This is a genomic window from Caulobacter sp. HJHS_5, from assembly GCF_056683955.1.
In genome coordinates, this window is record NZ_JBWZNC010000001.1 from 25,133 (window position 1) to 45,746 (window position 20,614).

At 69.6% G+C, this 20,614-nt stretch carries 23 protein-coding genes and 1 other RNA gene; 22 read left to right on the top strand and 2 right to left on the bottom strand.

What is annotated here, in order from left to right; translation table 11 throughout:
- Nucleotides 1-2: 2 nt before the first annotated feature.
- The gene (locus ACFLIT_RS00185; RefSeq protein WP_479909158.1) at nt 3-416 is read right to left on the bottom strand and encodes a VOC family protein; all 414 of its coding nucleotides are present in this window, start codon (nt 414-416) and stop codon (nt 3-5) included.
- Nucleotides 417-449: 33 nt separating this feature from the next.
- Between ACFLIT_RS00185 and ACFLIT_RS00190 the strand changes: the two genes are divergently transcribed.
- The 7 genes from ACFLIT_RS00190 to ACFLIT_RS00220 all read left to right on the top strand — a co-directional run bounded on the left by ACFLIT_RS00190 (nt 450) and on the right by ACFLIT_RS00220 (nt 6,337).
- The gene (locus ACFLIT_RS00190; protein ID WP_479909159.1) at nt 450-1,751 is read left to right on the top strand and encodes a replication-associated recombination protein A; all 1,302 of its coding nucleotides are present in this window, start codon (nt 450-452) and stop codon (nt 1,749-1,751) included.
- 217 nt (nt 1,752-1,968) lie between these two features.
- A complete protein-coding gene (locus tag ACFLIT_RS00195) occupies nt 1,969-2,421 on the top strand; it encodes a hypothetical protein (RefSeq protein ID WP_479909160.1) in 453 nt (150 codons plus the stop codon).
- Nucleotides 2,422-2,429: 8 nt separating this feature from the next.
- Nucleotides 2,430-2,867, top strand: a complete 438-nt coding sequence (locus ACFLIT_RS00200) for a hypothetical protein (RefSeq protein WP_479909161.1) — start codon at nt 2,430-2,432, stop codon at nt 2,865-2,867.
- Between the two features lie 9 nt (nt 2,868-2,876).
- Nucleotides 2,877-3,623, top strand: coding sequence for an RluA family pseudouridine synthase (locus ACFLIT_RS00205; protein ID WP_479909162.1), 747 nt, complete (start codon nt 2,877-2,879; stop codon nt 3,621-3,623).
- Nucleotides 3,624-3,820: 197 nt separating this feature from the next.
- On the top strand, nt 3,821-5,077 hold the full coding sequence (cytX, locus tag ACFLIT_RS00210; protein ID WP_479909163.1) for a putative hydroxymethylpyrimidine transporter CytX: 1,257 nt from the start codon (nt 3,821-3,823) through the stop codon (nt 5,075-5,077).
- Between the two features lie 47 nt (nt 5,078-5,124).
- Complete coding sequence (locus ACFLIT_RS00215; RefSeq protein ID WP_479909164.1) at nt 5,125-5,781, top strand: peptidylprolyl isomerase; 657 nt, start codon at nt 5,125-5,127, stop codon at nt 5,779-5,781.
- A 37-nt stretch (nt 5,782-5,818) separates the two neighbouring features.
- Entirely contained in the window at nt 5,819-6,337 is a 519-nt protein-coding gene (locus ACFLIT_RS00220; RefSeq protein WP_479909165.1) for a CC0125/CC1285 family lipoprotein, read from the top strand.
- Between the two features lie 3 nt (nt 6,338-6,340).
- Here ACFLIT_RS00220 and ACFLIT_RS00225 read toward each other — a convergent pair whose 3' ends face one another.
- On the bottom strand, nt 6,341-7,927 hold the full coding sequence (locus ACFLIT_RS00225; protein ID WP_479909166.1) for a DHA2 family efflux MFS transporter permease subunit: 1,587 nt from the start codon (nt 7,925-7,927) through the stop codon (nt 6,341-6,343).
- Between the two features lie 80 nt (nt 7,928-8,007).
- Here ACFLIT_RS00225 and ACFLIT_RS00230 point away from each other — a divergent pair, with 80 nt between their 5' ends.
- From ACFLIT_RS00230 to ACFLIT_RS00300, 15 genes are all read left to right on the top strand, one after another.
- Nucleotides 8,008-8,601, top strand: a complete 594-nt coding sequence (locus ACFLIT_RS00230) for a TetR/AcrR family transcriptional regulator (protein WP_479909167.1) — start codon at nt 8,008-8,010, stop codon at nt 8,599-8,601.
- Nucleotides 8,602-8,618: 17 nt separating this feature from the next.
- Nucleotides 8,619-9,734 (top strand): HlyD family secretion protein, encoded by a 1,116-nt coding sequence (locus ACFLIT_RS00235; protein ID WP_479909168.1) that lies wholly within the window; start codon nt 8,619-8,621, stop codon nt 9,732-9,734.
- Between the two features lie 30 nt (nt 9,735-9,764).
- Nucleotides 9,765-10,550 carry an SDR family NAD(P)-dependent oxidoreductase gene (locus ACFLIT_RS00240; protein ID WP_479909169.1) on the top strand — a complete coding sequence of 262 codons (786 nt, stop codon included), beginning with the start codon at nt 9,765-9,767 and terminating at the stop codon, nt 10,548-10,550.
- Nucleotides 10,551-10,588: 38 nt separating this feature from the next.
- Complete coding sequence (crcB, locus tag ACFLIT_RS00245) at nt 10,589-10,969, top strand: fluoride efflux transporter CrcB (RefSeq protein WP_479909170.1); 381 nt, start codon at nt 10,589-10,591, stop codon at nt 10,967-10,969.
- A complete protein-coding gene (locus tag ACFLIT_RS00250; protein WP_479909171.1) occupies nt 10,966-11,988 on the top strand; it encodes an RluA family pseudouridine synthase in 1,023 nt (340 codons plus the stop codon). The genes crcB and ACFLIT_RS00250 overlap by 4 nt, the downstream gene beginning before the upstream one ends.
- Complete coding sequence (locus ACFLIT_RS00255) at nt 11,985-12,710, top strand: ATP12 family chaperone protein (protein ID WP_479909172.1); 726 nt, start codon at nt 11,985-11,987, stop codon at nt 12,708-12,710. Before ACFLIT_RS00250 ends, ACFLIT_RS00255 begins: the two co-directional genes overlap by 4 nt.
- Nucleotides 12,711-12,902: 192 nt before the next feature.
- Nucleotides 12,903-14,435 carry an acyl-CoA carboxylase subunit beta gene (locus ACFLIT_RS00260; protein ID WP_479909173.1) on the top strand — a complete coding sequence of 511 codons (1,533 nt, stop codon included), beginning with the start codon at nt 12,903-12,905 and terminating at the stop codon, nt 14,433-14,435.
- 15 nt (nt 14,436-14,450) lie between these two features.
- A complete protein-coding gene (locus ACFLIT_RS00265) occupies nt 14,451-15,095 on the top strand; it encodes a DUF3052 domain-containing protein (RefSeq protein WP_479909174.1) in 645 nt (214 codons plus the stop codon).
- Nucleotides 15,092-15,832 (top strand): peptidoglycan recognition protein family protein, encoded by a 741-nt coding sequence (locus ACFLIT_RS00270; RefSeq protein WP_479909175.1) that lies wholly within the window; start codon nt 15,092-15,094, stop codon nt 15,830-15,832. Before ACFLIT_RS00265 ends, ACFLIT_RS00270 begins: the two co-directional genes overlap by 4 nt.
- Nucleotides 15,832-16,422: an FMN-binding negative transcriptional regulator gene (locus ACFLIT_RS00275; RefSeq protein WP_479909176.1), complete on the top strand. Its 591-nt coding sequence runs from the start codon at nt 15,832-15,834 to the stop codon at nt 16,420-16,422. The genes ACFLIT_RS00270 and ACFLIT_RS00275 overlap by 1 nt, the downstream gene beginning before the upstream one ends.
- A gap of 11 nt (nt 16,423-16,433) precedes the next feature.
- Nucleotides 16,434-16,818, top strand: an RNA gene (rnpB, locus tag ACFLIT_RS00280) — RNase P RNA component class A.
- A gap of 259 nt (nt 16,819-17,077) precedes the next feature.
- Complete coding sequence (locus ACFLIT_RS00285) at nt 17,078-17,530, top strand: division/cell wall cluster transcriptional repressor MraZ (protein WP_479909177.1); 453 nt, start codon at nt 17,078-17,080, stop codon at nt 17,528-17,530.
- Complete coding sequence (gene rsmH, locus ACFLIT_RS00290) at nt 17,527-18,456, top strand: 16S rRNA (cytosine(1402)-N(4))-methyltransferase RsmH (RefSeq protein ID WP_479909178.1); 930 nt, start codon at nt 17,527-17,529, stop codon at nt 18,454-18,456. The genes ACFLIT_RS00285 and rsmH overlap by 4 nt, the downstream gene beginning before the upstream one ends.
- Nucleotides 18,453-18,863, top strand: a complete 411-nt coding sequence (ftsL, locus tag ACFLIT_RS00295) for a cell division protein FtsL (protein WP_479909179.1) — start codon at nt 18,453-18,455, stop codon at nt 18,861-18,863. Before rsmH ends, ftsL begins: the two co-directional genes overlap by 4 nt.
- A complete protein-coding gene (locus tag ACFLIT_RS00300) occupies nt 18,860-20,614 on the top strand; it encodes a peptidoglycan D,D-transpeptidase FtsI family protein (protein WP_479909180.1) in 1,755 nt (584 codons plus the stop codon). The genes ftsL and ACFLIT_RS00300 overlap by 4 nt, the downstream gene beginning before the upstream one ends.

A 20,614-nucleotide genomic window follows, 5' to 3' on the forward strand; every position in this document is an offset into this window, starting at 1 on the left:
GTTCAGCCCTTCTTCGGCCCGCCGATCGCCCAGGTGTGGCCGAAGGGGTCCTGCAGCTGGCCGTAGCGGTCGCCCCAGAACTGGTCTTCCAGCGGCATGCGCACGGTCGCCCCGGCGGCGACCGCGCGGTCCCACCACACGTCGGCGTCGTGCACCTGCAGATGCAGCGTCACCGAGGCCGGCGGCTTCATCTCGCCCACGAACTCCACGAAGTTGTCGCTCAGCATCAACGCGCCGCCATTGATCTCCAGCGTGGCGTGCATCACCCGCTCGCCGTCCTGCGCGTCCTTCACGAACACGACGACCGCGCCGAACGCCTCCTCGTAGAAGGCGATGGCGGCCTTGCCGCCCTTCACCGTCAGATAGGGCGTCACGCCGGGAATGCGGCCCATGTCTGGGTTCTGGTCTTCGGCCATGTGTTTTCTCCCTGAAGCCATTATTCTTACCGCATGTCCGATTTGTTTGAAGCCGCCGGCCTGACGCCGCATGCGCCGGGGCCGCTCGCCGATCGTCTGCGCCCGCAGTCGCTCGACGAGGTCGTCGGCCAGGATCACCTGCTCGGCCCGGAAGGCCCCATCGGCCGCATGGCGGCGGCCAGGCGCCTGTCGTCGATGATCCTCTGGGGGCCGCCGGGCACCGGCAAGACCACCATCGCCCGCCTGCTGGCCAAGGCCGCCGGCTATGAGTTCATGTCGCTGTCGGCGGTGTTCAGCGGCGTCGCCGACCTGAAGAAGGCCTTCGAACAGGCCCGCGCCCGCCGCATGGCCGGCCAGTCCACCCTGCTGTTCGTCGACGAGATCCACCGCTTCAACCGCGCCCAGCAGGACGGCTTTCTGCCGTTCGTGGAGGAGGGGGTTGTCACCCTCGTCGGCGCCACCACCGAGAACCCGTCGTTCGAACTCAACGGGGCGCTGCTTTCCCGCTCGCAGGTCTTCGTCCTGCGCCGGCTGGACGAGGAGGCCCTGGAGCGGCTGCTCGCCAAGGCCGAGGCCTACGAGGAGCGCCCCCTGCCGCTCGACCCGGCCGCCCGCGAGGCTCTGATCGCCATGGCCGACGGCGACGGCCGCTACCTGCTCACCCTGGCCGAGACCCTGTTCAACATCGGCGCGGCCAAGCCGATGACGCCCGCCGAACTGGGCCAGGTGCTCCAGAAGCGCAGCCCGGCCTACGACAAGAACCGCGAGGAGCACTACAACCTCATCAGCGCCCTGCATAAGTCGGTGCGCGGCTCCGATCCCGACGCCGCGCTCTACTGGCTGGCCCGCATGCTGGCCGGCGGCGAAGACCCGCTGTTCATCGCCCGCCGCCTGGTGCGCATGGCCGTCGAGGACATCGGCCTGGCCGACCCCATGGCCCTGGTCCTGGCCAACGCCGCGAAGGAAACCTACGACTTCCTCGGCAGCCCCGAGGGCGAACTGGCCCTGGCGCAGACTGTCGTCCATCTCGCCAGCGCGCCGAAGTCCAACGCCGTCTACGTCGCCTTCAAGGGCGCCATGAAGGCCGCCCGCGAGACCGGCAGCCTGATGCCGCCCAAGCACATCCTCAACGCCCCCACCAAGCTCATGAAGGGCCTCGGCTACGGGAAGGACTACGCCTACGACCACGACGTCGAAGGCGGCTTCTCCGGCCAGGACTATTTCCCCGAGGAGATGGAGCGTCGCCGTTTCTACCAGCCCAAGGGCGAGGGCCGCGAAGGCCCGATCAAGGAACGCCTGGATCGCTGGGCGGCGATCCGCGCGGAGAAGGGCTAGCCACCAAACTCCGCTCACCCCGGCGGAAGCCGGGGTCCAAGCCGAGTCGATTTTGAAGGCGCGTCGTTCGCAGCGCTTCGACGCCTTGCTGCTGCCTGACCTTCAGTATGGACCCCGGCCTTCGCCGGGGAGAGCGGAGGGAGGGGGTTGTCGCCAACCATTGTTCGCTCAGCATAACAGGCATAACCTCGCCCCCATCGAGCCTGGGGAGGTGACGATGACTGATACGAACGCGGCCGCGCCGGCGGCCAAGGCGCCGTGGTGGTTCTGGCTGGTCTGCGTGCTGGCCCTGCTGTGGAACGGCTTCGGGGCCTATGACTTCGCGATGAGCATCGTTCAGGGCGACGTCTACTACCGCGCCGTGAAGATGACCGAGGCCCAGATCGCCGTGATGCACGCCTATCCGGCGTGGATGTACGCGGTGTGGTTCGCGGGAACCTGGGGCGCCTTCATCGGGGCGGTGCTGCTGGTCCTGCGCAGCCGATGGGCCTTCCACGCCTTTGTCATCTCGCTGCTCGGCTTCCTGATGAGCCTGGTCTACGCCTATCACCTGTCCGGCGCGCCGGAGACGGCCAAGGGCATGGAGGCGATGCACGCCGCCATCTTCGCCGGCTGCGTCTTCTTCATCTGGTTCTCGTGGTTTGCGACGAGGAAGGGTTTCCTGCGCTAGAAGGCCTCATGGCCATCACCGCGCTCCCAAGCCCTCCGAAGCACTTCTGGATCGTCCTGATCTTCGCCGCCGTCTGGAATGGTTTCGGCCTCTACGATTGGATGATGAGCATGGGCGGCGAGGCCTATTACCGCGCCGCCGGCTTCAACGACGCCCAGATCGCCTATCAGCTCGGCTTCCCCGTCTGGATGCAGACCGCCTGGTCGATCGGGATTTGGCTGTCGGTCCTGGGCACGGTGCTGCTGTTGCTCCGCCGCAAAGAGGCCGCGACGGCGTTCGGCGTCGCCCTGGTCTGCGCCCTGTTCAGCGTCGTCTATCAAAACCTCGTCGCGCCCGGCTGGGCGGTGATGGGCGCGATGACGGCGATGAGCTGGGCCATCGCCGCTGTCTGCGCCGCGCTCACGGCCTATTCCGTGTGGATGACGAAGCGTGGCGTCTTCCGCTAAGCCGCATCCGTGAAGTCCTCCGCGCCCATCCAGCTCTCGCCCGAAGAGATCGCCTTCATCCGCTCGCGGGTGATCTATGAGGACGCCGTGCTGCTGGCCTTCGACAAGCCGTCGGGCCTCTCCAGCCAGGGCGGCCGCATTCAGGCCCACACGCTGGACGACCTCTTGTGGGCCTTCGCCCGGCCCGGCCACGCCCGCCCGCGGCTGATTCACCGCCTGGACCGCGACACCTCCGGCGTCATCCTCACCGCCAAGACCAAGCCGGCCGCCGCCTTCCTTGGCAAGGCCCTGGCCGCCCGCCGCTTCCGTAAAGCCTACCTTGCCCTGGTCACCCCCGGCGCGCCCCAGCCCAAGGGCGGCGCCGTCGACACGCCCCTGCGCCGCGACAGCATCGGCCGCGAGGTCACCATGCAGCCCTGCGCGCCGGACCACCCCGACGCCGAGACGGCCCTGACCCGCTACCGCACGCTCAGCGCGGGGGAGGGGGCGGCCCTCGTCGAGGCCAATCCCGAGACCGGCCGCATGCACCAGATCCGCACGCACCTGGCCTCCATCGGCCGCCCCATCGCCGGCGACGCCAAATACGGCGGCGCCCTGATGCTCGCCGGCGCCCCGGTTCCGCGTCTGATGCTCCACGCCCGCAGCCTGAAGTTCCCGCACCCGGACGGGGGAGAACGCCGCATCGAGGCGCCCTTGCCGGAGGATTTCCAGGCCGCCCTGGACCGCGCGGGGCTGCGCCTGCCGGATGAGAAATGACCTTCACCCTTCCCCCTGTTGAAGGGGGAAGGGCCGGGGATGGGGGTGCAGACTGTCAGAGTTCGCGGGATGGTTCAGTCCCTGCGGCGGCGCCTTATCCTGAAGCGGTGCACCCCCATCCCTAACCCTTCCCCCTTCAACAGGGGGAAGGGGACTATCGGTCTTGCTCGGGCTCGCGCCGGCCCTACAACTGAGCCATGGCCGCGCCTGACGACACCTACGATCCCCTGACGCCGGTCCCGGCCGAGCGCCGCGTCTTCGGCGCCCGCGACGCCTTCTCCCTGTGGTTCAGCCTCGGCATCGGCCTGCTGGTCCTGCAGGCGGGCGCGCTGCTGACGCCCGGCCTCGGGCTCGGCGCGGCCCTGGCCGCCATCGTCGTCGGCTCGGCGCTCGGCGTCCTGCTGCTCGCGGCCGCCGGCTTCGTCGGGGCCGACACCGGCCTGTCCGCCATCGGCTCCCTGCGGCCCGCCCTCGGGGCGCGCGGGGCGGCGATCCCCGCCGTGCTCAACGCCGTCCAACTCACCGGCTGGGGCGCCTTCGAGATCATCGCCATGCGCGACAGCGCCGACGCCCTGGCGAAACAGACCTTTGGCGTCTCCAACCCGCTGCTCTGGACTCTGCTGTTCGGCGCCCTGGCCACCGGCCTGGCGGTGATGGGGCCGGTCTCCTTCGTCCGCCGTTTCCTGCGCGCCTGGGGCCTCTGGCTGCTGCTGGCCGGCGCGGGCTGGCTCACCTGGCGGCTGCTGGCCGAGCACGACCTCGCGGCTCTTCTGGCCCGCCCGGGCACGGGGGAGATGAGCTTCGGCGCCGGGGTCGACCTGGTGGTCGCCATGCCGCTCTCCTGGTTGCCGCTGATCGCCGACTACACCCGCTTCGGCCGCACGCCCGGCGGCATGTTCCGCGGCAGCGCCCTCGGTTATCTCCTGGCCAACATCTGGTTCATGGGCCTCGGCGCCGCCTACGCCCTGGCCAGCGGCGGCGAGAACCTTCTGCTCACCGCCCTCGCGGCCAGCGGGGGAGGGATCGCCCTCTTGCTGATCGTCATCGACGAAACCGACAACACCTTCGCCGACATCCACTCCGCCGCCGTCTCCACCGCCACCCTGATCCGCTTCCCGCCCACGCGCCTGGCGCTCGGCTTCGGCGCCCTCTGCACCCTGATTGCCCTCGTGGCGCCGCTCGGCCAGTACGAGGGCTTCCTGCTGGTGATCGGCTCGGTGTTCGCCCCGCTGTTTGGCGTCCTCCTGGCCGACCACTTCCTCGTCCGCCGCCGCCAGGCCCCCGCGAGCCTGCCGGCCGTCCGCGTTTCCGGCCTCGTCGCCTGGTTCGTCGGGGTCGCCGCCTATCATGCGTTCAGCCGTCTCGCGCCTGACATCGGCGCGACCTTGCCCAGCTTCGTCATCGCCGCCTGCGCCTACGCCGCCGTCCGCCTGCCCGGGCGAAGCGACGCGTGAGCCTGAGCGCCGTTGAAACTGGGTCGCCGCCGCGTCAACATCGGCCCATGACCACGCCCCGTCGCTCGCTGCTCGCCGTCCTCGCCGGTTTCATCGCCCTGCCGCGTCTGGCCAAGGCCCAGACCCCGCCGCCCGACCAGATCCTGCTCCCGCCGCCGCGCACCGGTCCGCCGCCCCCGCGCGTGAAGATGATCACCGACAAGGGCGTCATCGTCGTCGAGGTCTACCCCGACCGCGCGCCGCTCACCGCCGGCCTGTTCCTGCGCATGGTCCGCGAAAACCGCTACATCAAGCCGGCCTTCTATCGCTGCGTGAAGCTGGCCCCGCCGGGCGGCCCGCCCATCGGCATGGTCCAGGGCGGCGAGACCGCGCCCACCGACAAGGCCCTGCCGCCCATCGCCCACGAGTCGACCAACCAGACCGGCCTCCTGCATCGTAACGGGGCGATCTCCATGCCCCGGTTCGAGCGCGGCACCGCCCGGGGCGAGTTCTTCATCTGCGTCGGCGACCTGACCTCGCTCGACGAACAGCGCCCGCAGGAAGGCGTCGACACCTTCGGCTTCGCCGTGTTCGGCAAGGTGGTGGAAGGGATGGACGTCGTCCGCGCCATTCACGAGATCCCGCCGTCGCCCACCGCCGGCCAGGAGAGCATGCGCGGCGAGATTCTCGATCCGCCGCTGCCCGTCGTGCTGGAAGCCCTCTGACCGGAACAGCGGATCCTGCTAAACCGTTGAAAGCCGTATGAAACGCATCGCCCTCATCAGCCTCGCCGCCCTCACGCTGGCGGCCTGCGCCACGCCCACCGTCTATGGTCCGGTCACCAAGCCCGGCGCGGTCGGGTTCTCGGAATATCGCATCCAGAACAACCGCTATCGCGTCACCTTCCAGGGCGGCGCCGGCGCGCCCCGCGCCCAGGTCGAGGACTACGCCCTGCTGCGCGCGGCCGAGATCGCCGTGCGCGACGGTTACGACTGGTTCCGCATCGTCGGCCGCTATGGCGAAGCCTCCGCCGGGCGCGGGCCGCAGCTGTCCATCGGCGGCGGCTCGATGGACTACGGGCGGCGCTCGTCGGTGGGCGTCGGCGTCGGAACCAGCTTCGACCTGTCCGGCGGCCCCCGCCAGTCGGCGACCATCGAGGTCATGCTCGGCAAGGGCCAGCGCCCCGAGGAAGCCTATGACGCCCGCGACGTCATCCGCACCGTGGGGGAGGGGCGTCCCTCGGCCCCTTCGACGTCCAGCGCAGGCGGAGACTCGATCTAGGTCTCAGTGCGCGTCCGGCGGCGGGGCGGCGGTCAGCTTCGTCGCGCGGCAGAACGGCGCCAGCACCACGGCGACGAGGAACATCCACGACATCAGACGGAAGACGTCGTTGAACGCCAGCGTCGTGGCGTAGCGGCCGACCACCCGCGCCAGTTCGCCCTGGGCGATCGCCATCGCCTGGGCCGCATCGGGAACGCGGTCGGCCAGTGAACTCGCAAGGCCCCCCACGAAATCCGGCGCCACCCGTCCGGCCCGCCCCAGGCTCTCGCCGATCCGCGCCGTCGCGATCCGTGTGGAATCTCCCAGCCAGGTGTTGACCACCGCGATGCCGATAGCGCCGCCCAGGTTGCGCATCACGCTGAACAGGCCCGAAGCGTAGCGCAGCTCGGCCATGGCGAAGCCGCCCAACGCCAGGGTCACGCTCGGCACGATGCACAGCATGATCGAAAAGCCGCGCAGAGCTTGCGGCCCGAGCAGGGCGGCGAAACCCCATTCCGGCGTCAGGTGCGACGTCCAGAACAGGCTGGCCGCGAACAGCGGCAGGCCGAAGGCGATGATGATCCGCGGGTCCAGCCGCTGCGAAAGACGCGCCGCCACCAAGGTCGAGGCCAGCTGGGCGAGGCCGGTCACCACCACCGTCGTCCCGATCTCCAGGCTGTTGTAGCCGCGCACGCGGCCAAGGAAGACCGGCACGAGATAGGTCGAGGCATAGATGCCGAAGCCGATCACCAGGTTGAACACGCAGGCGATCACGAAGGTCGGCTTGCGGAACGGCGTCAGCTTCACGATCGGGCCGCCCGAGCGGAACGAGCGTTCGAGGAACAGCACGAAGGCGACGGCCGACAGCCAGGCCCCCGTGGCGATGGCCGGATCGCCGAACCAGTCGTGTCGCGGACCTTCCTCCAGCACATACTCCAGCCCGCCCAGGAACACCGCCATGGCCACTAGGTGCGAGTAGTCGATCGTCTTCAGCATGGAGGGGTTCGGCCGGTCGACGTGGATCAGCCGCAGCGACAGCAGGGTCACCGCCACCCCGGGCAGGATGTTGATGTAGAAAATCCATCGCCAGCCCGCCGCCTCGGTCAGCCAGCCGCCGACGGTCGGCCCCATGGTGGGGGCCAGCACCGAGACCATGCCGAGGATCGCCGGGATCATCGCTCGCTGCTTGCCGGTGAACATCGCAAAGCCGGTGGCGAATACGGTCGGCACCATCGCCCCCCCTACGAAACCCTGGATCACGCGGAACAGGATCATCGAGTCGATATCCCAGGCCATGCCGCACAGGGCGCTCGACAGGGTGAAGAGGCCGGCGGAGAGGGCGAAGAGGTATCGGGTGGATAGCGCCTGGGTCAGGAAGGCGGAGAAGGGGATCATCACCAGCTCGGCCATCAGATAGCCGGTCTGGATCCAGCTGATCTCGTCCGGCCCGGCCGAGAGCCCGGCCTGCACGTCGTTCAGCGAGGCGGCGACGATCTGGATATCCAGCTGGGCCATGAACTGGCCGAAGGCCATCACCCCGAAGATCAGAAATTTCAGCCGGTCGGGCAGGGCGGCCGGGTTGGGCGGGGGCGCCTCGCGCGTGTCTCGCATCTCTTCGTCTCCGCCGATCTTGATATTGCGCACATAATATTATACATGACATATAACAGGCGACGATCAGGAGGCGGGCCATGCGTTATGGCGCCGAACACAAGCAGCAGACGCGGGAGCGCATCCTCAGGGAAGCCGCCACGGCGATCCGCACGGAAGGCGTGCAGAAGGTCGCGGTCGCGCCCGTCATGGCCAAGGCCGGCCTGACCCAGGGCGGCTTCTATGCTCATTTCGCCTCGCGTGACGACCTGGTCGCCGCCGCCATCGAGCAGATGTTCGTCGAAGGCGGCGAGCGGTTGACCCGGTCTCTGGAGGGGAGGGCGCCCGCCGAGGGCCTCGCCCTCTACCTCGATTTCTACCTGTCCCGCGCGCACTGCGAGATGCGCACCGGCGGCTGCCCGCTGCCGTTCCTCTCGGCCGACGCCCCCCGCCTCGAACCCACGGCCCGAGAGCGCATCGGCGCCGGAGCGAGGCGCATGGCGGAGCGCATCGCCGAAGCGCTTCAGGCCATGGGCCGGCCCGACGCCGAGACCGCCGCCGGCTCCGTGGTCAACGAGATCGTCGGCGCCGTCAGCCTGGCGCGGATCGAACCAGACCTCGAGGCTTCCGAAGCCATCCTCGCCCGCACCCGCCGCGCCCTGGCCGAGCGTCTCGTCCTGCCCCTGGCCCACTGATCTTCCGGAGCCTTACGATGTCCGAAGCCGTGCTGAAGCCGGCGGTCGCCGCGCGACCTCTCGCCTGGCCGTTCTCACGCAAGACCACGCTCGCCGTAGGCGCGGCGGTCGTTGTCGCAGCCGCGGGCGCCGCGGTCATCGCCATGCCGAAGGCCGCCGTTTCGACCGACGCGGCCTATGTCCAGGCCGACAGCTCCGTGGTCGCGCCCAAGGTCAAGGGTCTGGTGGCTCAGGTCCTGGTGGCGGACAACCAAGTCGTCCGTCGCGGCCAGCCCCTGGTGCGCATCGACTCCGAGGAATACGACGCCCGCGTCACCGCCGCCGAAGCCGAACTGCTCGACGCCAAGGCCGGCGTCCTGGCCGCCCGCTCGGCCCTGGTCTCCCTCGACGCCGAGGAGAAACTGGCCGGGGCGAACGTCGCCTCGGCGGCCACCGCCATCGCCTCAGCCGAGGCCGAGAACGAGCGCGCCGCCCTGGATCGTCGCCGCTACGAAGCCCTGGCCGGCACCGGCGCCATAGCGCCGCGGGAACTGGATCTTTCCCGCGCCACCGCCGTCGCCGCCCAGTCGGCCGCCGACCGCAGCCGCGCTCAGTACGCCGTCAGTCAGCACCAGCGCGATGTCACTTTCGCCAAGCGCTCCACCCTGCAGGCTGCCGTCGCCGAGACGGAAGCTCAGGTCGCTCGCGCCCAGGCCGCCCTCGATCTCGCCCGCCAGGATCAGGCCCACGCCGTGATCCTCGCCCCGGTCGACGGCGTGGTCGGCGACCGCAAGGTCGAGGCGGGCGACTATGTGCAGCCGGGTTCGCGACTGCTCACCGTCGTGCCCATGCAGGCGCTTTACGTCACCGCCAACTTCAAGGAGACGCAGGTCGCGCGGATGCTGGCGGGGCAGGCTGCGGCCATCAAGGTCGACGCCTTGCCGGGCAAGACCCTGACGGGGCGGGTCGAAAGCTTCGCCCCCGGCTCCGGTTCGCAGTTCTCGCTCCTGCCGTTCGAGCCGGGCACGGGCAACTTCACCAAGATCGTGCAGCGCGTGCCCGTGCGCATCCGCTTCGATCCGGGGCAGGCGGGTCTCGACCGCCTTCGCCCCGGCCTCTCGACGACCGTCAAGGTGCGCCTGCGCCAACCCTGAGGCCGCCTTCCTCCCCCTGGAGTCCTCCCCATGTCCAAGCTTCCCACTGTCCTCATTACCGGCGCTTCGAGCGGCTTCGGCGCGATCTACGCCGACCGGTTCGCCAGGCGCGGCCACGACCTGATCCTCGCCGCCCGCGACCTTGCGCGTCTCGACGCCGTGGCCGAGCGGCTGCGCTCCGAGACCGGCGTGGCGGTCGAAGTCATCCGTTCCGACCTCTCCGAGTCCGCCGACACCACGGCGCTTGAGACCCGGCTGCGCGAAGACGCGGCCATCGGCGTGCTGGTCAACAACGCCGGAACCGCCGTCGGAGGCTTCTACGACTCGGCCGACGGCGCCTCGATCGAGAAACTGGTCGCCCTGAACGTGACGGCCGCCTCGCGCCTCGCCATCGCCGCCGCCCAACGGTGGAGCCGACGCGAGGAGGGCGGCTCGATCGTCAATGTCAGTTCGGTGGTCGCCTTCATCCCAGAAGCGCCGCTTGGTCTCTACAACGCGACCAAGGCCTTCGTGCAGAGCCTGTCCCAAGGGCTGAACACCGCCTTCGGTGGAAAGGGCGTCTATGTGCAGGCGGTCATGCCGGCGGCCACCCGCACGGAAATCTGGGAGCGCGGCGGCATCCACCCCGACACGATCCCCGACATGATGCTCGCCGACGAGCTGGTGGACGCCGCCCTGGTGGGCTTCGATCGTCGCGAACTGGTCACCCTGCCGTCGCTGGCCGACCCCGCGCTGTGGGACGCCTTCGAGGCTTCTCGCCAGGCGCTGATCCCCGGCATTCGCAACGCCGATCCGGCCGCGCGCTATCGCAGCTAAACCTAGGCCCGCCGTCGCAAGCGGTATAAGCCGGGCGGATGAACTGGCTTCTTGTCGCAATCGGCGGCGCCCTCGGGTCGATGGCCCGCTACGGCGTCGGCATTCAGGCCACGCGGTTGCTCGGCGCGCGGTGGCCCTTCGGCACCTTGACGGTCAATATCGTCGGCGGATTGCTGATGGGCTTTCTCATGGCCTGGCTCGCCCACGCCATGCCCGCGGGCCAGGAGCGCTGGCGCGTCACGCTCGGCGTCGGCGCGCTGGGCGGCTTCACCACCTTCTCGGCCTTCTCGCTGGAAACGGCGCTGATGATCGAGCGCCGCGCCTATGGCGAAGCCGGCCTCTACGTCATCCTCTCGGTCGCGGCCTCGGTCGCGGCCCTTTTCGCCGGCATGCTGCTGGCGCGCCGAGTGTTCGCATGAAGGAAGTCCGCACCCTCTACGTCGACAGCGGCGAGGACGGATCGCGCCTGGACCGCTGGTTCAAGCGCCGCTGGCCGCATCTGAATCACATCCAGCTCAACCGCCTGTTCCGCTCCGGCCAGGTGCGAGTCGACGGCTCGCGCGCCAAGGCCGACACGCGGCTGGCGGCCGGATCGCAGGTCCGTGTGCCGCCGCTGCCCGACGCCCCGGCGCCCGGCGAGAAGAAGCAGATCTCCGACCGCGATATCGCCTACGCCCGCTCCCTGGTACTCTATGAGGATGAGGAAGTCCTGGCGCTCAACAAGCCGGCCGGCCTCGCGGTGCAGGGCGGCACCAAGACCGCCAAGCATATCGACCGCCTGCTCAGCGCGTGGGGCGAGGGGGTTCAGCGCCCGCGCCTGGTCCACCGCCTCGACCGCGACACCTCCGGCGTTCTCCTGCTCGGCAAGACGCCCAGCGCCGCCGCCAAGCTCTCAGGCGCCTTCGCCAAGCGCAAGGCCGAGAAGACCTACTGGGCCCTGGTCGCCGGCAACCCGACCCCGCAGGACGGGCTGATCGAGCTGCATCTCGCCAAGAAGGGCATCAACGACCGCGAGATGGTCGTCCCCGCCGATCCGAAGGACCCCGCCGCCGACCCCGCTGAGACCGAGTATGTCACCCTCAGCCGGGCCGGCCCGCGAGCTTCCTGGATGGCGCTGCGCCCCCACACCGGCCGCACGCACCAGCTGCGCGCCCACATGAAGGCCATCGGTCATCCGATCCTGGGCGATCCCAAGTATGGCGACGAGAAGTCCGAACCGCTGTCGGAAGGCCTGAAGCTGCAGCTGCACGCCCGCCGTATCGTGGTGCCGCATCCCTCGGCCGGGATGCTGGCGGTCGAGGCCCCGATCAGTCCCGAACTGGCCGCCGGCTTCCATCGCTTCGGTTTCGAGGAGCACGAGGCCGATCCCGAGCCTTTCCAGCGCAAGCGCAACGGCCCGCCATCCACCAAGCAGACCCGCGGAACCCGCCGCAAATGACCCAGCACCACGGTGACCGGCCGACGCTCGCGCGTCGCTTCTACGCCGCTTGTCATGCCGAGGCGGAAGGGCAGGGCTTCGCCGTCAAGCTCGACGGCCGCACGCCGAAGAGCCCGTCCGGAACGCCGCTGGTGCTCCCGACCAAGGCCCTCGCCGACCTCTGCGCCGCCGAATGGGAAGCGCAGGGCGAGACTATCGATCCGGCCACCCTGCACGCCACCCGCCTGGCTTTCACCACCCTCGATCACATCCCGGCGGCGCGCGCCGAAACCGCCGAGGAGGTCGCCCGCTACGCCGGTTCGGACCTGCTCTGCTACCGCGCCGAGGACCCGTCCGCCCTGGTCGCCCGCCAGGCCCTGGCCTGGGACCCGCTGCTCGCCTGGGCCGGCGAGGCGCTCGACCTCCAGTTCGAGGTGGCCTCCGGCATCGTCCACCGCCCGCAGCCGGCCGCCACGGTCGAGCGGGTGGGCGCCCTGGCCGCCGCCGAAAGCGATTTCGCCCTCTCGGGCCTCGCCTTCGCCACCGCCTTGTTCGGCTCGGCGGTGATCGCGCTGGCCCTCCGTCACGGCCGCCTCACCGGCGACGAGGCCTTCGCCGCCTCCCGCGTCGACGAGGACTTCCAGATCGAGGCCTGGGGCCATGACGAGGAGGCCGCCGAGCGCGTCGACCGCCAGGCCATCGAGGCCCGCATGCTCGAGCATTGGTTCAATGCGCTCGGTTAGAACGCAAAAATCTTCGTCATCCTGAGCAGCGGCTGCAGGCCGCGCGTCGAAGGACGCATTGCATCGCCGCCTGGCGTGCTTCGACCTGGCCGCTCCGCGGCCTGCTCAGCATGACGCTGGTTTTGGATTGCATGCTTTGCGCCAACGGTTCCACCAATCTACGCTCACCACTTCACCAGGGAGATCACGCGCTTGCAGGAGATTCTGGAGGAGCTGGAGCGTCGTCGCGCCGCCGCGCGGCAGGGCGGGGGCGAGGCGCGGATCGCGGCCCAGCATGCCAAGGGCAAGCTCACGGCGCGCGAACGCCTGGACCTCCTTCTGGATGAAGGCTCGTTCGAAGAGTTCGACATGTTCGTCGAGCATCGCAGCCAAGACTTCGGCATGCAGGACCAGAAGATTCCCGGCGACGGCGTGGTCACCGGCTGGGGTACGATCAACGGCCGCGTCGTCTACGTCTTCTCCAAGGATTTCACGGTCTTCGGCGGATCTCTTTCGGGCGCGCATGCCCAGAAGATCGTCAAGGTTCAACGCCAGGCCCGCAAGATGGGCGCCCCTCTGATCGGCCTGTTCGACGCCGGCGGCGCCCGCATCCAGGAGGGTGTCGACAGCCTCGCCGGCTATGCCGACATCTTTCTGGAGAACTCGCTGTCCAGCGGCGTCATCCCGCAGATCAGCGTCATCATGGGCCCCTGCGCCGGGGGCGACGTCTATTCGCCGGCCCTGACCGACTTCATCTTTATGGTCCGCGACACGTCCTACATGTACGTCACCGGCCCGGATGTGGTGCGCACGGTCACCAACGAGACTGTGACCCACGAGGATCTCGGCGGCGCCTCGGTCCATGCCGCGCGCTCGGGCGTGGCTGAAGGCGCGTTCGACAACGATCTCGAGGCCCTGACCCAGGTCCGCCGCCTGGTCGACTTCCTGCCGTCGTCCAACCGCGAGAAGCCGCCGCGGCGCGAGAGCTTCGACGATCCGGAGCGCGCCGAGCCTTCGCTCGACAGCCTTGTCCCCACCAACGCCAACACGCCCTACGACATCAAGGAGCTGATCCTGAAGATCGTCGACGAGGCGGATTTCTTCGAAATTTCGCCCGACTGGGCCAAGAACATCGTCTGCGGCTTCGGTCGCTTCGACGGCCAGCCGGTCGGCGTCGTCGCCAATCAGCCCCTGGCCTTGGCCGGCGTGCTGGACATCGACGCCAGCCGCAAGGCGGCCCGCTTCGTGCGCTTCTGCGACGCCTTCAACATCCCGTTGCTGACCCTGGTCGACGTGCCGGGCTTCATGCCCGGGACGAAGCAGGAGTACGGCGGCCTGATCAAGCACGGCGCCAAGCTGCTCTACGCCTACGCCGAGGCTACCGTGCCGAAGGTCACCCTCATCACCCGCAAGGCTTATGGCGGCGCCTATGACGTGATGAGCTCCAAGCATCTGCGCGGCGACATCAACTACGCCTGGCCCACCGCCGAAATCGCCGTCATGGGGCCGAAGGGGGCGGTGGAGATCATCTTCCGAACCGAGGCCAAGGACCCGGAGGCGCTGGCCGCCCGCGAGGCCGAGTACAAGGCCCGCTTCGCCAATCCCTTCGTCGCCGCCCAGCGCGGCTACATCGACGACGTCATCATGCCCCACGGCACCCGACGCCGCATCGTGCGCGCTCTGAGGAGTTTGAAGGGAAAGCAGATGGCCAACCCCTGGAAGAAGCACGATAACCTGCCGCTCTGATCGGTAGGGGATTCCATGGGTAGAGAAGCGAAGGTTCAGGCGCAGTTCGACGGACTGTTCGAACTCGGCCGCCTGCATTGGGAGGCGCCCGAGCTGATCTTCAAGGGCGCCACGCGTGAGGTCTGGACGGGCGCGGCCCTGGAGGGCGTCACCTCCGAGGGCGACGATCTCGTCCTGGCCGACGGCGCGCGCTTCACCTTCGTCGAAGGCTACCAGGCCGCTCGCTGGGCCGAGGTCATCGCCAAGCCGCCGAACCGGCTCGACAAGCTGGGCGTCAAGAAGGGCCAGCGTATCGGCGCCGTCTGGATCGAGGACGAGGCCTTTCTCGACGAACTGAACGAGCGCGTCCCCCTGGCCGAGGAGGAAGACGATCTCGACCTGCTGTTCGCCGCCATCGACAACCTCGACGACCTCGACGTCCTGCCGGACATGATGCAGCGCGTGAAGCCGAAGGGCGCGCTCTGGGTCATTTCCCGCAAGGGCAAGCAGGCGACCGTCAAGGACGTCGACGTCATCGCCGCCGCGCGCTCCTACGGCCTGGTCGACAGCAAGGTCTGCGCCTTTTCGCCCACCCACACGGCCCTGCGTTTCACCCGCCGCAAAGGCGGTCCTGCGCCCAAGCCCGCGCCCGAGACGGACGAAGGGGAGGACTGGGAATGATCGAGACCATCGATACCCCGTCGCCCAATTTCAACGCCCGCACCAAGACCCCCGACGCCCTGATCCTCCACTACACCGGCATGCAGTCCGGCGAGGCGGCGCTGGCGCGCCTGCGCGATCCCGCCGCCGAGGTCTCGTCGCACTACATGGTCGAGGAAGACGGCCGCATCTTCTTCCTGGTTCCCGAGGAGCGCCGCGCCTGGCACGCCGGCGCTTCGTTCTGGCAGGGCGAGCGCGACATGAACTCGGCCTCGGTCGGGATCGAGATCGTCAATCCGGGCCATGAGTTCGGCTACCGGGCCTTCCCGGACGCCCAGATCGCCGCCGTCATCGCCCTGGTCGCCGACATCCGCACGCGGTGGGACATCCCCGACAACAAGATCATCGCCCACTCCGACGTGGCGCCCGCGCGCCGTCAGGACCCCGGCGAGCTGTTCCCGTGGAAGACCCTGGCCGAAGCCGGCCACGGCCTCTGGGCCGAGCCCGCCGCCTCGCCCGGAGCGCCGCTCGGCGAAGGCGACGAGGGGGCAGGGGTCTTCGCCCTGCAGGCCGGCCTCACCCGCCTCGGCTACGACTGCGCCCCCACCGGGACCTATGACGCGGGCACGGCGACCATCGTCGCCGCCTTCCAACGCCACTGGTTGCAGACCCGCGTCGACGGCGTCGCCTGCGGCGACACCCGCGCCCGCCTCGTCCACCTGCTGCGCGCCGCCGGCGCGGAGCGCTGGGCGCGCTAGTGCACCCCGCCCGCATCTTCCACGTCGTCGATCGCGCCGAACTTCTCGCCCTGCTGGCCGAGCAGCCGTTCTGCACCCTATCGACCCTCCACGACGGCCGTCCCGCCGTCGCCCATGCGCCGGTGGTGATCCGCGGAGAGGGGGCGGCGCTCGATTTCCACCTGTCGCGCGGCAACGTCCTGGCCGATCTCGCGGATGGAACGCCCGCCGTGCTCACCGCCCTGGCCGGCGACGCCTACGTCAGCCCCGACTTCTACGTCAGCGAAGACCAGGTCCCGACCTGGAACTACCGCATGGTCGAGGCCGAGGGGCTGCTCACCCGCCTGACCGAGGCCGAGACCATCGCCCTGCTCGACGATCTCTCCGCCCAGGAGGAGGCCCGCCTCCTGCCCAAGCGTCCCTGGACCCGGGGCAAGATGACCCCCGGCCGTTTCGAAGCCATGGTCCGAGGCATTGTCGGCTTCCGCCTGACGGTCGGCCGGCTGGAGGGGATCGCCAAGCTTTCGCAGAACAAGTCGGCCGATGATCGGGCCGGGGTGCGACAAGGTCTCGCCGATCACCCGCTTGGCGCATTGATCCCGAAGGACTAAACCCTGCTTCGCCAGACGGTCGGGCGGTCGCGGTACGCAAGTATCGAGGAAAGTCCGGGCTCCACGGTGACAAGGCGGCGGGTAACGCCCGCCGGGAGCGATCCCAGGGATAGCGCCACAGAAAGCAAACCTCCCTGCTCCGGCAGGGGAAGGGTGAAAGGGTGGGGTAAGAGCCCACCGCGGACGCAGCAATGCGGACGGCATGGCAAGCCCCGCCTGGAGCAAGACCGAATAGGGGTGTCGCGCCTGGTCCTTCGGGATTTGGGCAGGGCTGTCTCCGGCCTGAGATGCCCGGGTTGGTCGCGAGAACCGCTCCGCGAGGGGCGGTCCAGAGGAATGACCGTCACGTCGTCTTCGGGCGGCGGACAGAACCCGGCTTACAGACCGTCTGGCATTAACGCCTGCAGCGCCGCCTGCGACCTCATGACGTTACAGTTGTTCACAAACACCGTTGAATGTTCCGTGTATGTTCTGTGGACGGTTAGCGCTCGTTAACCACGATCATGCGACATCTTTACTGCATCCACAGAATCGCCCGGTCGGTGTCATTGTATCCCAGTCAATCCCATGTTAACCCAATTTCAGCCCAGCGGCAGGCCGGTCATGCCCGTCTTGCGCCCTGGGATTGGGCCATGAACCTGGGGGCAGGGGCGAAGTGTTTCTCTCCACCTTCGACAAGCAGCTGGACGCCAAACGCCGCATCGTCGTGCCGTCGGACTTTCGCGCGGCCGCCACGGGCGATTTCGACGGCGTCTACTGCTTCCCGTCGCTGGAGGCCGATTGCCTCGAAGCCGGCGGCCAGGCCCTGTTCGACCGGTATCGCGCCGTGATCGAAGAGCTGCCCTTCGGCGACCCCCTGCGTTCGGCCTTGGAAACCAGCGTGCTGGGCGGCATGACCAAGCTGGCGTTCGACGCCGCCGGCCGCATCACCCTGCCGGACGTCGTCTGCGCCGAGTTCGGCTTCACCGACGCCGTGGCCCTCGTCGGCCTGGGCGACCGCTTCCAGATCTGGCCGGGCCAGGCCTTCCAGGCGCACCGCGCCGCCGCCCGCGCCGCCGCCCGCGACGGCCTCGTCGCCCTGCGCCTGCAGCAGCGGGGGGCGACATGAGCGAAGCCCCGCACGTCTCGGTTCTGCTCGGCGAAGTCCTGGGCGCCCTCGACCTCAAGCCCGGCGACGTCGTCGTCGACGGCACCTTCGGGGCCGGCGGCTACAGCCGCGCCTTCCTGGCGGCCGGCGCCAGCGTCATGGCGTTTGATCGCGATCCCAGCGTCGCCCGCTTCGCCGAAGGCCTTCCCGGCCTGCGCCTGATCAACGACCGCTTCTCGCGCATGGCCGAGCACTTGGAAGCCGCCAGCGTCGACGCCGTCGCCCTCGACCTCGGCGTCTCTTCGATGCAGCTCGATGAAGCCGAGCGCGGCTTCTCCTTCATGCGCGACGGCCCGCTGGACATGCGCATGGGCGGGGAGGGGGCGAGCGCCGCCGATCTCGTCAACGACCTCGACGAGGTCGAGCTGGCCCGCATCATCTATGTCTACGGCGAGGAGCGCGACAGCCGCCGCATCGCCAAGTGGCTGGTCCGCCGCCGCGCCGAGCGCCCGTTCGAACGCACCCTCGACCTGGCCGAGGCCGTCGAGCGCGCCGTCGGCGGCCGCAAGGGCGCCAAGACCCATCCCGCCACCCGCACCTTCCAGGCCCTGCGCATCGCCGTGAACGAGGAGCTGGCCGAGGTCGAGGCCGGCCTCGCCGCCGCCGAGGCGGTGCTGAAGCCGGGCGGCCGCCTGGCCGTGGTCACCTTCCACTCGCTGGAAGACCGCATCGTGAAGGCCTTCCTCAACGAGCGCGCCGGCCGCACCCCGGGCGCCTCTCGCTACGCCCCGCCGACCCGGAAGGCGGCGGCCGACAGCTTCCGGCTGATCTCCGGCAAGGCCATCGCCCCGACCGAGGCCGAGATGGCCGCCAATCCGCGCGCGCGCTCCGCCAAGCTGCGCGCCGCCGAGCGCACCGACGCCCCCGTGTGGAGGGCCGCCGCGTGATCCTCTCGTCGATCTTCAACCGCCGCATCCGGGGCTTCCGCCTCATCGAGGTCACGGCCCTCAGCCTACTGCTGATCATGATGCTGGGCGTCTATTTCGCGAAAACCTCCGCCGGCGGCGAACGCAGCCGCATCGATCAGGTCGAGCGCCAGATCGCCAGCGAGAAGGCCCGCGTCCGCATGCTCGACGCCGAGGTCGCCTACCTGGAGCGCCCGCGCCGCATGGCGCGTCTGGCCGGATCCTACCTGCAGATGCAGCCGCTGAAGGCCGACCGCGAGGCGACCGTCGACGCGCTCAGCGCCATCGCCGCCAAGGCTCCGCCGCCGCCGAAATTCATGCTGCCGCCGACGACGCCCGTCTCCGCGCCGGCCCCGGCTCAGCCCGCTATCGAGACCCCGCCGACATGAGCCTCGCCCATTTCCCGCAGCGTCTGAGACTGCCGCTGGCCTGGCGATGGGCGGGCGACTGGGTCTGGCGTCTGGAGCACGCCTTCGAGCGCGCCCGCGCCGCCGGCCGTCCGCAGGACGACGCCCGCATCCGCATCTTCATCGTCGCCGTGGTCTTCGGCCTGGCCTTCCTGGTGCTGGTCGTCGGCGCCGCCCATTCGGCGCTCGCGGGGCCCGGCAAGCGCGTCGGCGCCCTGGCCAACCCGGAGGCGCGCGGCGATCTGGTCGACCGCAACGGCGCGCTCCTGGCGGTCGATCTCATGCACTGGGATCTCTACGTCGACCCGACCGTGGTCTGGGACACGGCCGCCACCCGCTCGGCCCTGAGGGCGGCCCTGCCGGGCGTGTCGGCCCGCCGCATCGACAAGGTGCTGGCCGGCGACAGGCAGGCCTTCCTCGCCGGCGGCCTGACCCCGGCCCAGAAGGATCGCCTGCACGACCTCGGCCTGCCCGGCCTGGTCTTCGCGGAGAAGGAGCGCCGCAGCTATCCGCTCGGCCAGACCGCGGCCCACATCATCGGCTTCTCCGACACCGGCGGCCGGGGCGTCGCCGGCGCCGAGCGCGCCCTCGGCGAGTCCCTGCACGCCGCGGCCGGCGGCGGCCAGGTGGCGCTCTCCATCGACATGCGCGTTCAGGGCGTGCTGGAGGACGAACTCGGCAAGGCGGTCGCGGAATTCCGCCCGATCGGCGCGGTCGGCATCGTCACCGACGTTCACACCGGCGAAATCCTCGGCCTCGCCAACTGGCCGGACTTCGATCCGAACCGTCCCGGCGCGACGCCGCCCGACTACCAGAAGAACCTGGCCGCCGCCGCCGTCTACGAAATGGGCTCGACGTTCAAGGCCTTCACCGTGGCCATCGGCCTCGATACCGGCGTCGCCACGCCGCAGTCGACCTTCGACGCCCGCACGCCGTTCAAGCTGGGTTACCGCACGATCCACGACTACCACGCCGCCAAGGCCATCCTGACCCTCGTCCAGGTGTTCCAGCATTCCTCGAACATCGGCACCGCCAAGCTGGCCGAGAGCATCGGCGCCGAGCGTCTGGAGCGCTATTTCGGCGGCATGGGCCTGACCAAGCGGGCCAAGGTCGACCTCATCGAATCCGCCTCGCCCCTGACGCCGAAGAAGTGGGACGAAGACGCCGTCGCCTCCACCTCGTTCGGCCACGGCATGAACGTCACCCCCCTGGCGCTCTCCGCCGCCTACGGCTCGATCGTCAATGGCGGCGTCCTCGTGCCCCTGACCATCAAGAAGCTGCCGCCGGGCGCCCGTCCGCGGGGCCAGCGCGTGTTCTCCGAGGCGACCTCCGCCGAGATGCTCAAGATCATGCGCGCCAACGTCGCCGATCCTATCGGCAGCGGCGGCAAGGCCGACGCTCCCGGCCTGTCGGTCGGCGGCAAGACCGGCACCGGCGAGAAGTACGATCCGGCGATCCGGGGCTACAGCACCACCAAGCAGGTCTCGTCCTTTGCCGCGACCTTCCCGACCGAAGGCGCGCCCGCCGACAAGCGCTACTTCGTGCTGATCCTGCTCGACGAGCCGAAACCCAGCGCCAACACCTACGGCTATTCGACCGGCGGCTGGGTGGGGGCGCCGGCCGCCGGTCGGGTGATCGACCGCATCGCGCCCTATCTCGGCGTTCCGCGCCACTACGCTCCGGCGCCCGCCGTGGTCGCCGCCGCCGCGCCGGCGGCGGGGGACGGTCTGTAG